This window comes from Paenibacillus sp. GYB004 (assembly GCF_036577605.1).
Taxonomy (GTDB): Bacteria; Bacillota; Bacilli; order Paenibacillales; family NBRC-103111; genus Paenibacillus_AB; species Paenibacillus_AB oceani.
In genome coordinates this window covers 63,407-77,489 of record NZ_JARBDB010000017.1, presented here as the reverse complement: position 1 = coordinate 77,489, position 14,083 = coordinate 63,407, and the positions used below count along the sequence as shown (strand labels likewise).

Here is a 14,083-nt window from a genome sequence, read left to right as displayed (position 1 = left end):
TGATTAATTCGAACATTAGAGCCATTATACGATGTATTCGCTTACATCACATAGGGAGTCTCATTGCAGAGCATCGTAATTTCATGAGGGAATGGCGCATTCTATGCTATAATATTTCGTAAATTACAGTTGTCCTAAGGGGGGATCTCGTGCTCGGAGAACAACGCGAACATCCTGATGTTCAATTTCGGACCGCCACTGGGGCTTATGTTCGTCTGCAAGCCATCACCCCCCGCACGTTTCGCATCCGTGTGAGTGAAACGGAGCGCTTTCCGGAGCCGCCGCTGGTCCGTTACGGAATCGTACGTCTGCCCCCCGATCCGGCAGCGATTGAAGTGGAAGAAGACGGAGACCGGGTTACGATAAGGACCGGAGCCGCCGCTCTTCAGGCAGACCGCCGCGAGGGTACCTTTACGCTGCACGGGGCGGACGGCCAAGTACTCACCCACCAGATTGCGGCTCCCCGAAGCGTGGCGGAGTCCTGCTTAGGAGCCAGCTTCCGGCTGTACCCGGACGAGCTCCTGTACGGACTCGGCGACGAAACCCGCGACAAGCTGATGAAGCGCGGACATCTCGCTCACATGCGGCTCCAGAAACGGGAAGCGCACGCACCGACCCCGTTCCTGATGAGCAGCCGGGGCTGGGGATTATTTATCCATACGACACTTCATCACGAGATCGATATCGCGCATACGGATTCCGACCTGATCCGCTTTTGCATCCCCGGAGACCAGCTGGACTATATGCTGTTCACAGGAAGCAGCTATGCAGATCTCCTTTACGAGTATACGGGGCTTGCCGGACGACCGCAGCTTCTTCCGATCTGGGCGTACGGTTTATCCTTCATAAGCAACGAGCAGGCCAATGCCCGCGAACTGATCGAGGATGCTCTGAAATTCCGCCGGGAAGGAATCCCCTGCGATCTGATCGGCCTGGAGCCGACCTGGATGGAGAAGCGCTACGATTACTCGACCTCCAAGAGATGGCATCCGGAACGATTTTATATCCCCGGCTGGAGCCCGAAGGGGCAGCATACGTTTATCGGGACGTTGAAAGGGATGGGCTTTAAGCTTAGTTTATGGTTATGCTGCAACTACGATCTGAGCCGGTACGAGGAGCAGGCTCTAGCGCAGCGGCATCTTGCTCCGGTCGGCGGCGGAATCGCGCCTGTTCAGGAGGAACTGCCGGAAGAGCTGGACGAAGGCTGGTATGCCCATCTGAAACCCTTTGTAGATCAGGGTGTAAGCGCATTTAAACTAAGCGAAATGAGCCAGCTGCTCGGGCTGCCGGACCAGATGTGGAGCAACGGGATGAGCAACAGCGAGATGAATAATCTGTATCCGCTGCTGCTTGCGAAGCAGATGTACGACGGCTTCAGGAGCCAGACGTCGACACGCCCTATGATCTTTACCGTTGCCGGATATGCCGGCATCCAACGCTTCGCTTCGATGTGGACGGGCGGACTCGGCGAAGGAGTCGGCGGGGACTACTCCTTGATCACCCTCTTAAACGACAGCATGTCCGGCATCTCCAGCGTGACGTACGAAATGGACATCCACACTCCGGAAGGCATTCATTTCGGCTTTTTGCAGCCATGTTCCAAAGTAAACAGCTGGGCGTACTGGAGACATCCGGCGCTGCTGGACGCCGGCCTCCGGGATCTGTTCAAAAAGTATGCGAAGCTTCGCTACCGGCTGCTTCCTTACATTTACTCAGCCGCGCATACGGCTTCCCGAACGGGTTTGCCGATCGTCAGAGCGATGCCGCTGATGTATCCAGGCGATCCGAGGGCTCGCAGCCTGACGATGCAATATATGTTCGGCGACGCTTTTCTGGTTGCGGCGTTTACGAACCGGGTTTATTTGCCGGAAGGGACATGGATCGATTTTTGGACAGGCGAACGTTACATCGGACCGCTTGATCTGGAATACGACGCGCCGAAGGATACTGGCGGACCGCTGTTCGTCAAAGCCGGTACCATCCTTCCCATGTGGCCGGAGATGGATCATATCGGGCAGAAACCGGTCGAACCGATGAGTCTGCATCTGTACCCGCATGGGGAGAGCGGGTTTACGCTGTATGAGGACGACGGCGTTACTTTCGGCTATGAGAACGGAGAATTCGCCCTCACGGAGTTTGCTTGCGCGAGCAGCGACCGCCGGACGTCCGTATCGATCGGCTGCCGCAACGGGCGTTACAACGGCATGCCGGCCCGCCGAAGCTACGAAGTATTGCTGCATCTCGGCAGCGCAGGCAAGCCGTTGAAAGTTAAAGTAAACGGAACCGAGTACAAGGAAACGTCCCGATCCAAAAAAGGCTCCGCAGCCGCCGGCTGGCTGTTCGACCGGTTATCCGGAGTGGTGGCGGTGCATGTCCAGGAAAACGAGAACGATTCGGAGCCGGTCCGCATTGAGCTGATCCACGCCGCTCCCGCCTCGCGAAAATCCGGTGCCGGTTCGCCCTCTAAGCGTGCGGCTTCGCCGGCGGAACCGCCCGATCCGGAGAAAATGCTGGAGATCGGCCTCGAGACGGGAGACCCCCGGAAGACGAGGGCCGCCATGGAGAAACTGCTGGAGGAGCGGCTCGGCCCGTCGCCGGCTCCCGGGGAGATCCGCGGACATTTTCTGTATCTCGGCGGTCTGCTCGCCCGGTTTATGGAACGCAAAGGCTGGACGATGAACGAGGCGGTCGGGGAAGAATACGATTCGTTTCTGGACCTCCACTCCGTCTCGCTGAAAGAGGAAGGCTGCGACAGGCTGATCCGGGCAGCCGTGCGGGTGGCGGAATACTCGGGCAGGATGCGAAAATCGTCCGTCCATCCGCTCGTCCAGCGACTGAAAGATATGGTCGAGCAGGAGATGGACCAACAGTTCTTCACGCTGAGCGTAGCGGCCGAGAGGCTGCATGTGAACGCCTCCCACTTAAGCCGGCTGTTCAAGCAGGAAACGTCGCAATCGTTCTCGGACTACGTGATGGAGAAAAAGATGAACTACGCGAAACGGCTGATGGAGCAAGGTTGTAAGGTCAGCGACGCTTCCGCCATGGCCGGCTTTAAGGATACCGGTTATTTTATCCGCGTCTTCCGCAAATATTGGGGAGTCACGCCCGGCGAGCTGAAGCTGTAGGCGGAATCCAACGGACATCCGGGCGATACAGCCCAGCGACAGAGCCTGGCGTAAGAGTCCAGCGATAGAGTCAACAATACAGCGCAAGACGGCACGCACCGTCCTCCTCAGGTCCGGGAGTTACGGCGCATGCCGTCTTGCGTTTTTCGGGTTTATCAAGCCAATTCCTGGACAAATCGTCTGTATGCCTCCGCAGTCTCACGGTCCGGTTCGATGCCGAGGTCCGTGTGAAGCACCCGTACAAACGATTCGTACTGGCTAGTAAGCGAACCGTAATCTTTCAAGGACGCATACGCCTTCATGAGCAGCAGACAGCATTCCTCTGAATAAGGCTCTTTCTCCTGGACCGCCCCGAGCCGGCGGATCGCCAGCCGCTCCCTGCCGGTAGCGAGCTCGTAAGCGGCCGTATGCAGACTGAGCTGGACGAAGCGGCGGGAAAGCTCTCCTCTAGCCGCTTTCGCCCAATCGTAATCGTGCTCCTCGAGATAATCGCCGCGATAGAGGGCCAACAGCCGGTCATTGCGCTGCCAGCCGCTCTCCGTCGTCACCGGTTCGTCCGCCTCCCCCTGTTCGAATTGCTCTACGTCCGTCGCAATCCCGTCCAGGATAATGCGGTAGCTGTCCTGGGAATATTCCACTCCCGCCGAGACCGCTCCCCATTCCTTCAGCATCCTCCGGATCTGGTATACTGACGTGTGCAGGTGCGTAATCGCCTTGTCCTGCTTATACTCCGGCCACAGCTGATCCATAATCGCATCCTTCGTCACCCATTGCCCCCGCATATGGATAAGATACGCGAGCAGCTCCTGCGCTTTTTGCGTCCTCCACTTCAGCCTGTCGCCGGCACCGGCGGCATCCTGCAGCGTAAGCCGCTTCAAGCAAAGCACCGCCGGCTCCTGCACGACTGCTGCCGGACGCAGGCTCCGGCGTCCGACGTCTTCTTCGATCCGGGCGATCGTCTTGGCGAAGCGAAGCGGATCGACCGGCTTCAATACGTAATCGAGCGCGTTCAGCTCGAAAGCATCCAGCGCATAATCCGCATACGCCGTCACGTATACGATCCGGATGTCGGGATCGATCTGCTGGATGTATTCCCCCGCCTGAAGTCCGTTCATCTCCGGCATCCCGATATCGAGAAAGACGATGTCGGTTTTGTCTTTGGCGAGGTGAGCGAAGCCATCGCGGGGGTTCATATAGGTCCCCGTGACGTTGACCCGGCCGTCCGTCTGAATCATCCGCTCCAACTGCATAAGCGCCGGCTTTTCATCGTCGATCAAAATGGCTTTCATCTGCACTCTCCCACCTGTTCCGTTTGCGCCAGGAGGCCGGCAAACTTTTGGGCACCTCAAAGCTTACCCGTGTCCCGCGCTTCCACTCGGTCTCGATCCGCAGTCCCTGTCCGTACAGCGTCAGCAGCCTTCCGTGGATGTTGCGGATGCCGACACCTCCTTCGGAAAGCTCGCCTGCCAATACGGAAGCGAGCCGTTCCTCCGTCATGCCTACCCCGTCGTCCTCAACCGTTACGCTGATTGCAGATCCGGTGTCCTTCACCTTGACGAGCACCGTCCCCCCGGACGCTTTCTGCATGACGCCGTGCCGGATCGCATTTTCGACGATCGGCTGGATCGTAAGCGGAGGGATCATGGCGAGCGAATCGTTGTCGATCTCGTATTCGACCTTCAGCCGTTTATCGAACCTTGCCTTCTCCAACGAAACGTACGACTGAATCAGCGCGACCTCTTTATGAAGCGGAGTCAGTTGCTCCCTGTTGCGGAAATCGAAGCTGGCCCGCAAATAGTTGCTCAGCTCGACGAGCAGTCTCGTCGCCAGCTCCGGATCGGACGGACAGAAGGCGATAATCGTATTCAAAGCGTTGTACAAAAAGTGCGGCTTGATTTGCGCCTGCAAAAAAGCAAGCTCCGACAATACCGCCGAGCGTACCGAATTTCGCATTGCAAGCAGCGTATGTACGCGGGCGCGCAATTCGTCGGCGTCGACCGGCTTGCTGAGAAAATCGTTCACCCCCGCCTGAAAGCCGACCCGGATATCCTCAGGCAAGCTTCTAGCCGTCAGCATCAGCACCGGAAGCTCAGATAGCGAATACCGGCTGCGGATCGCGCGGCTCAGCTCGAGTCCCGACATCTCCGGCATCATCCAATCGGCCAGAACGAGATCGACCGGCCGGCCCGAGGTGACGATGTCCAGCGCTTCCCGTCCGTTATCGACGGCGATGACTTCGTAGTTTTCTAGGGCGAGCAGATTGATCAGCACTTGCAGATTGACCGGATCGTCATCTACGAGCAGCACGGTGGAGACAGTCTCCCGCCCTTCCTGGCGAGTCCCCCGCTCCGCCGCCGAAGCGGCCGTTTGCCTGAAAACTTCGGCAGGGCTCGCCCCGCCGGGAACCGGCTTTCTGGATTCGGGCGTCACCGGAGGTCCGTCCGATGCAGCCGGAAGCGTAAAGTGAAAGACCGAGCCGCGTCCCGGCTCCGATTCGGCCCAGATTCGTCCTCCGCCCAGCTCCACCAGCTTCTTGGAGATGCTCAGCCCAAGTCCGGTTCCCCGGCTGGCCGTATCGCTTTCCACGGGATCGGTCTGGTCGAACGCTTTGAAAATATCGGCCATCCGCTCCGGCTCGATCCCGACGCCCGTATCGGCAACGGAAATACGCACGTGACCGTCTTCCGCTTCGGCGCTGATCCGGATCTCGCCCTGCCGCGTAAACTTGACGGCATTGCCGAACAAGTTGTACAAAATCTGGCGGAGCCGGTCCTCATCCGTATGCAGACCAGGCAGCTCCTCCGGCCATTGCTGAACGAAGCGGATTTTTTTCGGGGTGGCGAGATGTCCGACTACTTCCAGTACCGATTGCGATACCGCCTTGAGATCGACGTATTGACGGCGGAGCGTAATTTGCCCGTTCCGCAGTTTGGCGAAATCGAGAATATCATTAACCAGCAGCGACAATCGTTTCCCGGTCGAGACGACCAGAGCCAGATCGGAGGACATCTTCTCGTTCAGCTTGCCTGCCGCACCCTCCAGCAGCGACTGGGAAATATTGATCATTCCGTGCAGCGGCGTGCGCAGCTCGTGGGATGTGTTCGCCATAAACTCATCCTTCAGCCCGTCCAGCGTAAGCAGTCTCTGCGACAGCTGCTCTACCTGCACGAAGGAATTCGCAAACCGCTTCGCAAGCAGCAGCGCCTGTGTCGTGACGAACAAAAGCATCTCGAACGGAATCAGAATCTGATCCTCGAACACGACCAACAGGTCCACCAGATAAACGACAATTATGACGACGATGCTGAGCATGCTTAACAGCATAAGGAGCGAATCCTCCGAACGGCTTCGCATTCCTTTCCACATGGCGGCAACCACGTAGCCGATCGTGACGACCGAGATCGCCAGAAACGGAACGAACTTGGAAATCCAAATGACCGGAAAACCTACGGCAATGATAATCGTGCCTGCAGCCATGATCCGCGATAACACAAGAGCGATTCCGGAATAGGACAACGGAACGATGACCATAACGTACCGGAGCAGAAAATAATACACGTACACAGAGGAAATCGTCTGGATTCGGGTGAACGTCTCGTAGTTCATTCCCGGGATCAGTCCCGCCATCAGCTTCTCCCCGTGAGTCAGCACGTACACGAGAGCGGCGCAGCAGAACAGTCCCAAATAAAGCAGCGCCGTTTCCTTGCGCCGCAGACGGTGCAGGACCAGGAAATAGATGCAGGGAATCAGAAAGCCGGCGGCAGTGACCCAATCCCCGAACAACGCTTCTTCCCGGCTGTCCATAATCGACTTCTGGTCGCCGAATAACATCGGATAAAAAAAACCGCCCGGCGAATAGATATAGTTCGCCACCTGGACAATAATCTCGACCTGACCGCCCGGGATCGAAGCGAAGGCCACGTACGGGACGTTGCCCGACTTGCCCTGCCCGGCCGATATGCCGGGATCTCCGCTGGCGCCCGCTTCCTTGTCGTTCATAAACACGCGGTTGGCGGAACGAATATTGGTAGTCCGGATTCCGTAGATCGCATCCTCGCCTTCCCCCAGCATAATCCGTAAACGGTAGGTCGCATAGCCGGCCGAGGAAGGCTGCCCGTCTTCGGCGATGTAATCGTCCCACTTGCCGGGAACGTGCATGATACCGGTCAGTTCCGGCTTCTGCCCGCCAGTCCCTGCCGCAGCTGCGAAATCGTCCGGCGTCAACAGCTGGTTCCGGTAAAATTCCCACTCGCCGGTCAGCCGGACTTCCCCGTCCTTGCGGAAATTCCACTCGCGCAGATCGAGCCATCCCTGCACGGAGCTCGGGTTCCGGTCGACCGAGACGGCAAACTGGATCAGGCTGTAAATTGGCAGAGCCAATACCAGGGCAATCCCCGCGATAACTAGAATCCATTGCTTCTTCATCGAAGTCTCCTTGCTTGCTTGCTGGCTGTTCATCCCTCTTTTTTTCGAGAGGGACCGGCTGTATTCCTTCCTGCCTGGCGGCGCAATCGCAGAAAAACCGGAGGCGGGGCCTCCGGTTTCCAGATCGTCGATATAGGTTGAGTGTGCTCAAAGCCGGACCCGTCATCCCATCTTCATTCGTGCGCCGGTCCGTTTTACGGCGCGATCGCGGACAGCAGCCGCTCGAGCCGGGCGCAAAACGTCTCTTCGCTTTCCAGCCCGGCCCAATACAGGCGCACTTCCTTCTCGATCATCCGCATCTCGATCTCTCCGATGTTCATCTCCGTAAAGAACCGGTACGATGGCACGATTTCCCGGAACAGCGAAAACCGGGACGGCCGGTAGCCGGCCTCCTCCCCGACCCATTCCGCTGCGGGCTTCAGGGCCGGCAAGCTGTATGTATGCCGGCGGATCTCCAACTGTGCGGTGTAAGAGGTCAGGTAGCGAAGCAGCGTCATAGCCGCTTCCTTGTTCGGCGATTTCCGGTTGACGGCGAGGCCGATACTCATCAGCAGCGTAGCCGGGTCCCCGAAGTGAGGCACGGGGGCGATATCGAACGGAATTGGGCTGTCCTTCAGAAAATTAAGGTGGAAATAACTCGTCATCATGACCGATACTTTGCCTTGCATGAACAGCTGCTCCGAATCGCCGTTGGCGATGTTCTCCGACAAGATCGGGAAATGCTCCTGCACTTCGCGGCAAAAGCGAAACGCCTCCATCATCGGAGTGCCGTACAGCTTCAGCTCGCCGCCGTCATCCCGCTCGAACGACCGGCCGCGCTGCAGCAGAAACACCGACCAGCGGTTGGCGGACAGAAAGTGGTAGTAAAACCCGAGTCTCTCGCCCGGTATCGCCAGCTTGGAAGCGTTGTCGAACAAGCGCTCCCACCTCCAGCCCCCGTCCGGCTCATGCACGCTTTTTTCCAGAAAATGCTCCCGGTTGTAGCAAAGAATAACCGGCGAGAAAATAAAGGGCATGACATGCTGCTCGCCGCCCGACGTATACGCTTCCGTCAGGAACGGGTAAATGTCCGGGTCCGATTGCACCGGCTCCCAGATGTTCGCCCACCCCTTCTCCAGAAAGTAGCGGTAGTGATTGTAATTCAGCGTGATGACGTCGAGGATGCCGTTATCCATAAATTGCTTGATCACATCCGGGTGCTCGTTCGTAATCGGAATCGCCTCGACGCGGATGTCCGGGTGCAACTCGTGGAACTGCTCCAGCAGCGAACCGATCCCGGCTTCGCGGGGAATCGAGGTGTTATAGCCGATCCGGATTAGGGCAGGCCCGCTTTCGCGGGCCGAAGGACCGGTCACCTTATTGCCGACTCTCGGAATTTTATCGATCAGCCCTTCGGCAACAAGCTGTTCCAGTCCTTTGCGGACGGTCAGATTGCTGAGATTGTATTGCTTGGAAAACTCCCTCTCGGACGGAAGAAACTCGCCGGGCACTCGTTGCCCGGAAGTAATCTCGTCGCGAATCGTGTTGACGAGGTCATCCAATCGGGAGCGGAACATTTTGCGGCTGGAACGGCTTTCCATGCTTTTGACCTCCAGAAAGTTCAAAACCGGATGCTGGACAGGAACGGATATTTCTCCAAATCATATCATGCGTAACATTTCTGGACAACATGACAGGCGATCCGGCCCGGGAGGAACTGCTTCCGATTTTACTCCATTCCGCGGTACGTTTGCGTTCCTACCGGCAAGCTTTTTTGATGGCAGATTCCGTAATCAGGCGACAGCAGCAACCGGCATTAGTTGGATTCCGCTATTTTTTTGTTGAGCGCTTCGTCCGCTTCACGCAAAGCCGAGTTAATATCGGTTCCGTTCATCACTTTCTTGAATGCTTCCTGCGAGATCGCCTGCCCTGCCGCTCCGTCCTTGCTCGGCGGCACCGGTGCGGCCGGCTGCGTCAGGAAGATCGCCTTCAAGTTTTTGCCCTGCAGGTACGGAATGTTTTTGCCGAACTCGTCTTGGATCGCCTTGTTTTGCAGGATCGGGAAACGGCCGTTGCGCGACATGTCCATCTGCACGTCCTCGGACAGAATCGAGGCGAGCACCTGGAACGCCTGATCCTTGTACTTGCTTTGCTTCGTGATGTGCAGAATCCACTCGTCCACCTGCATGCCGGTGTTCGGCTTGTCTTTGAATTGCGGGTACTGGACGATATCCCAGTTCATATTTTCGACGCCTTTAAAGTTCGGGAAATGGTTCAAGCCCGGGTACATGGCCAGCGTCCGGCTTTTGATAAACTGGTCGAAGGCGCTCGGCACCCAAGCGTATTTCTCATTGCCCGGAATTTCGTAGACCGACTTCATATACTCGAACGTCCGCTTCCAGCCTTCCGTATCGAGCGTCGCCTTTCTCGTCTTCGGATCGACGAATCCTGCCGAGAGAACAGAAGCCATCCGGCTCGGCACATCGGGCTCCAGCCCGCGGAACTGGATCTCGCCTTCTTTTCTCGTCACTTTTCTCGCGAGTTCTCTCATCTCTTCCCACGTCATGCCGTCTTTCGGGTAGGCCACGCCGAACTTATCGAAAATGTCTTTATTGTAATAGGTCGCGTTAAAGGCGATCGTCCAAGGCAAGCCGGTCAAATAGTCTTTGCCGCTGGAGATTTTGACGGCGTCCAGTCCGACCTTGCTGATTTTGGACGTGTCGAACCTGTGCGTTTTAATAAGCGGCTCGATATTATCCTCAAGACCGAGGTCCGAGAACGTATACATAATCGGGTTGGCCGATTGAACGATATCCGGTACGGTGCCGCTGGCGATGACTTTATCGAGCGCCATCTCCGTCAGGTTGATGAATTCGATCGTAATGTGCGGATATTTCTTTTTAACCGGGTCCACAATGTACATTTTCCGCTCATCTTCGCCCAGCCAGGAAAAGTTGATGGCGAACTTTAGCGTTACCGGATCAGTACTCACCTTGGACGCGGCTGCGGGCGGCGTCTCGGTGCCCGGATCTTTCCCGCCGCTCGGCTGAGCGGCCTTCTCGCCGCTGCAGGCGGACATCAGCATGACGGCGCTCATCATGGACAGCCATAAGGTCGACTTTCTTTTCATTTCGAACTCCTCCTTCTTATTAACCCCTGATATGTTGTATTAGAAAAGCTTCGGATGAAGCTATTTCCACCATGAATGAACTGGTGCAAACAGTAACTTTTCTCTCTCGCCAGCCGATCGTTCTTGGACCAGGCCCGATCGTGCAAGCATCAGCAGCGCTGATTCTCCGGTAGAAGTGAGAATCGTATAACCGCTTCGTGATTTCTTCGGTTCCATGTCCACAGATGAAAATTTCATTCGTGGAAGCGCTTTCTAATTAGGCGATTGATGAATCCGCTTCCATTCCGGCTCGACAAAGAACACCAGCAACTATTCTCGCTGATTTCGTACTCTTCTTTTGGACCGGTTTGGGGAACTGATGAAATGAAATGGAACTTGAAGCATGATTGCCGGGTGTCGTCATGAGAGGTCTAAGAGGTAAGTTTGAGGACAAAGATCTTTTGTGATTCTCTATTGATTTACTTTATATCGTGATTATAGGTTCATTCCGTTATGAAGTCAATGCTGATTTATTCATCTCCGCCATTATTTTTACAAATCGTTCAATTTGTACGTTTGTGATTTACTTATGATTTCCATTCAGGTTTATGTTCGCGGAAAATTGATTTTCGAAACCGAAAACACCCTCCCATTCTTACTTGCGAACCTCCCCCTTCTTGAATGGGGACAAAAAGTGAAACTTTTTAAAGAACAGGACGTATGGTTTAAGGAATTTAAGGAATTTCCCAACTATCTTTTACAAGGAGAGGAGTAACCGTAATGAAAAAAATTTGGATTGCCTCGATTGTCGGAGCATCGCTGCTCGTCGGAGCGAGCGCAGGCGTCTACGCCGGTGCCAATCTGGAGGAAATTAAGGCGTACTTGAACCATGATCTGAAAGTAAAAGTCAACGGCGTACAAGCCCAATTGAAAGATGAGCAAGGCAATGCCGTATTGCCGATCACCTATGAAGGCAATACCTACTTGCCGGTCCGCGCTGTCGCAGGCGCTTTGAAAGTGGCTGTCGACTACGATGCCGCTACCGCCACCGTGCTGCTCGGCGAGAAGGTCGAAGGAGTTTCCATCGCGGGGGAGGAATATGATGCGGGCAATTATTTGACCAGCGATCCGAGCCGGACTACGTACAAGGACAAAGACTATAAGGAAGTGCTGTACAACAAAGCGAAAACCGATACGGAGGATGGTGCCGGTTCCTTCATGCTGGTCCCTGATAAAAAATATCAGAAGCTGTATCTGCAGGTCGCAGCCTTGGATCAGGACGCCGAGGTCAGCATCTATGAGAGCGGCTCGCTCAAGCTGCTCAAAGAGACAAAGGTCCTTGCCCAGGACGGGATGGCAACGATAGAAGCGGATATCGGAGGGATCTCTGAGATTTACGTCGAGGTTCATTCCAAGGGCGGCGGATTTGTTATTCCGCTCAGCACATCCTACTATAAATAATTCGGTTTCCTATCGCCGGCATCATAATAATCAACGCCCTCCCGGACGGCCTTTTTAGCCAAGGGGAGGGCGCTTTTTTTAGAGTACAGCGAATCAGTTCGACGGAGTCCAACCCTAGTTACGGGGTATCGGTCAGATCAGCCGGCACCGTTAAGCGGAACCCGGTCTTCATTCCATAGATGCAGTCATACAGGCACAAGCTTCAAGGAATTGCCCGCGTAAACCTTGTCCAGCACGTCTTGCGGCAAACCGAGCGTATTCAGAAACTGCTGCAAGTTATTGTCCCAGTCGTCGCGTCCGTATAAGACGCGGTCCTGGAATTCGATCAGAAATTCCCGCGTATAGTCGGAATCCCGCTTCAGCGCGTTCAGCCCGGAGCCGGCCGACAGATCGCAGTACAAATTGTCGTGCTTCCGCATCATCTCGTATACTTTACCCCCTGGGATGACCGGGCCCGACGGGTAGCTGTGCTCCTTGTACAGCTCGTCGTTCGAGATATGCGCCCAGAATCCGGGACCGTGCCCGAGAAAGGCGGTATCCGGACACTGGGCCACAGCCCGCTCGAAAGCGTCGATGCCGCCCCCGTACCAGTACCCTTTCGCTGCATACGGGCCGCCCTCCCCGATGCCGTAGTTCACTTCCACGATGACAGGAAGCCCCCGTTTGCCGCAATACTTGAAGACGCTCACCGCATCGGGATTGTCATACATCATGCGCAGCATAATTTCCCCGTATACGCGGACGCCGTACGATTCGATCGCGGCGTGAAGCTTGTCCAGCGCATACGGCTTGCGCGGATCGGGGGCGTAGCCGAGCACGAACTTATCCGGCTCCTTTTCCACGCAAGCGAGGCAGTTTTTGAACGGAATCGGGCCCGATTCGTCGCCCCATGTGAGCCGGTGATAGGCTGGAGCATATTCGTACTCCGGCGTCTCGAGCGTCAGCAGCCACGTCCTGTCGATGCCGCATTGCTTCATGTTCTCCACAATTTTCTCGCAAGTCATGTTCAAATAGTTCGGATGATTATGCGAATCGATGATCATGCCGATCGCTCTCCCTTTGCCGGTTCATGGCCGGCTGGTTTCATTTTCCGGTTGGCCGTCAGCTCCATCATACCCGATACCCGGAGGGCTGTAAACGATTTCAAAACTGCACAATTCCGCCCCCGGAAGTTCGGGAAGTTCGGACGCCGCCAGCAAAAATAAAGAGCCGCGATGCGGGGTATCGCCACCGTACTATCGAATGAAGTACAGCGTATATCCGCTCGTGACACCGCCAGAATGACGGCGCTGAAAGAAGCCCCGTTCTGGAAAAAATCCGCGGCGCAGGCACAACAGATTTGAATCCGGCTTTGCGCGAAGCGGAAGATGAAAGCAATCCATATCTCCCAAGCCAAGCAATAACGGCAACCGGAACCGGGAAGGAGATTCGCCGCTTGAAAAAGCCGAACATTTTACTCGTTATGACCGACCAGCACTGCCGGGATGCGCTGGGCTGCTACGGCAACCGCGTCGTCGAAACGCCGAATCTGGACTGGCTGGCCTCCGAGGGAACCCTTTTTACAAACGCTTACTCCTGTACGCCTTCGTGTATCCCTATCCGCGCTTCGCTGCTCACCGGCATGGACCCTTGGAATACGGGGATTCTCGGCTCCGGGCGGGGTCAAGGACGCATGGGTCTCGGCTTCGAGCATACGATGCCGGGCGAACTGGCTAAGGCGGGTTACCATACGCAAGGGGTCGGCAAAATGAATTTCCACCCGCTGCGCGCGCTGAACGGGTTTCACCGGACTGTGCTGGACGAGTCCGACCGCGTCGCGACGCCGGGATGACGGAGGACGGCCGGCTCGTCTGCCAGGCCGGCAAGCCGCCCCACGTGTCGCCGAAGTACCGCGAACGGCAGGAGCGGTGGCAGCCTTCGGCGCGGTAGCCGGGGAGCGGAAGAATCGTTTCCGTTATTCCGGCAAATTGTCGCTCTAGCCACG

General features: G+C 56.2%; 8 protein-coding genes. 3 read left to right on the top strand and 5 right to left on the bottom strand.

What is annotated here, in order from left to right:
- The first annotated feature begins 149 nt into the window (after positions 1-149).
- Positions 150-3,125, top strand: a complete 2,976-nt coding sequence (locus PV433_RS09655; RefSeq protein WP_332071940.1) for a TIM-barrel domain-containing protein — start codon at positions 150-152, stop codon at positions 3,123-3,125.
- Between the two features lie 155 nt (positions 3,126-3,280).
- On the opposite strand, the gene PV433_RS09650 is transcribed toward PV433_RS09655, so the two are convergent.
- The 4 genes from PV433_RS09650 to PV433_RS09635 all read right to left on the bottom strand — a co-directional run bounded on the left by PV433_RS09650 (position 3,281) and on the right by PV433_RS09635 (position 10,659).
- A complete protein-coding gene (locus PV433_RS09650) occupies positions 3,281-4,414 on the bottom strand; it encodes a response regulator (RefSeq protein WP_332071939.1) in 1,134 nt (377 codons plus the stop codon).
- On the bottom strand, positions 4,389-7,550 hold the full coding sequence (locus PV433_RS09645; RefSeq protein ID WP_332071938.1) for an ATP-binding protein: 3,162 nt from the start codon (positions 7,548-7,550) through the stop codon (positions 4,389-4,391). Before PV433_RS09645 ends, PV433_RS09650 begins: the two co-directional genes overlap by 26 nt.
- Positions 7,551-7,744: 194 nt before the next feature.
- Positions 7,745-9,130, bottom strand: a complete 1,386-nt coding sequence (locus PV433_RS09640) for an extracellular solute-binding protein (protein ID WP_332071937.1) — start codon at positions 9,128-9,130, stop codon at positions 7,745-7,747.
- Between the two features lie 215 nt (positions 9,131-9,345).
- A complete protein-coding gene (locus PV433_RS09635) occupies positions 9,346-10,659 on the bottom strand; it encodes an ABC transporter substrate-binding protein (protein WP_332071936.1) in 1,314 nt (437 codons plus the stop codon).
- 759 nt (positions 10,660-11,418) lie between these two features.
- On the opposite strand from PV433_RS09635, the gene PV433_RS09630 reads away from it, so the two are divergent.
- The gene (locus tag PV433_RS09630) at positions 11,419-12,099 is read left to right on the top strand and encodes a stalk domain-containing protein (RefSeq protein ID WP_332071935.1); all 681 of its coding nucleotides are present in this window, start codon (positions 11,419-11,421) and stop codon (positions 12,097-12,099) included.
- A 185-nt stretch (positions 12,100-12,284) separates the two neighbouring features.
- On the opposite strand, the gene PV433_RS09625 is transcribed toward PV433_RS09630, so the two are convergent.
- On the bottom strand, positions 12,285-13,142 hold the full coding sequence (locus PV433_RS09625) for an amidohydrolase family protein (protein WP_332071934.1): 858 nt from the start codon (positions 13,140-13,142) through the stop codon (positions 12,285-12,287).
- 392 nt (positions 13,143-13,534) lie between these two features.
- Between PV433_RS09625 and PV433_RS09620 the strand changes: the two genes are divergently transcribed.
- Positions 13,535-13,930 (top strand): sulfatase-like hydrolase/transferase, encoded by a 396-nt coding sequence (locus tag PV433_RS09620; RefSeq protein WP_332071933.1) that lies wholly within the window; start codon positions 13,535-13,537, stop codon positions 13,928-13,930.
- The last annotated feature ends 153 nt before the right edge of the window (positions 13,931-14,083 follow it).

Bases quoted from the DNA above. Each gene is read 5' to 3' on its own strand.
- PV433_RS09625 (WP_332071934.1), bottom strand. From the start codon at position 13,142: ATGATCATCGATTCGCATAATCATCCGAACTATTTGAACATGACTTGC.
- PV433_RS09650 (WP_332071939.1), bottom strand. From the start codon at position 4,414: ATGAAAGCCATTTTGATCGACGATGAAAAGCCGGCGCTTATGCAGTTG.
- PV433_RS09645 (WP_332071938.1), bottom strand. From the start codon at position 7,550: ATGAAGAAGCAATGGATTCTAGTTATCGCGGGGATTGCCCTGGTATTG.
- PV433_RS09640 (WP_332071937.1), bottom strand. From the start codon at position 9,130: ATGGAAAGCCGTTCCAGCCGCAAAATGTTCCGCTCCCGATTGGATGAC.
- PV433_RS09630 (WP_332071935.1), top strand. From the start codon at position 11,419: ATGAAAAAAATTTGGATTGCCTCGATTGTCGGAGCATCGCTGCTCGTC.
- PV433_RS09635 (WP_332071936.1), bottom strand. From the start codon at position 10,659: ATGAAAAGAAAGTCGACCTTATGGCTGTCCATGATGAGCGCCGTCATG.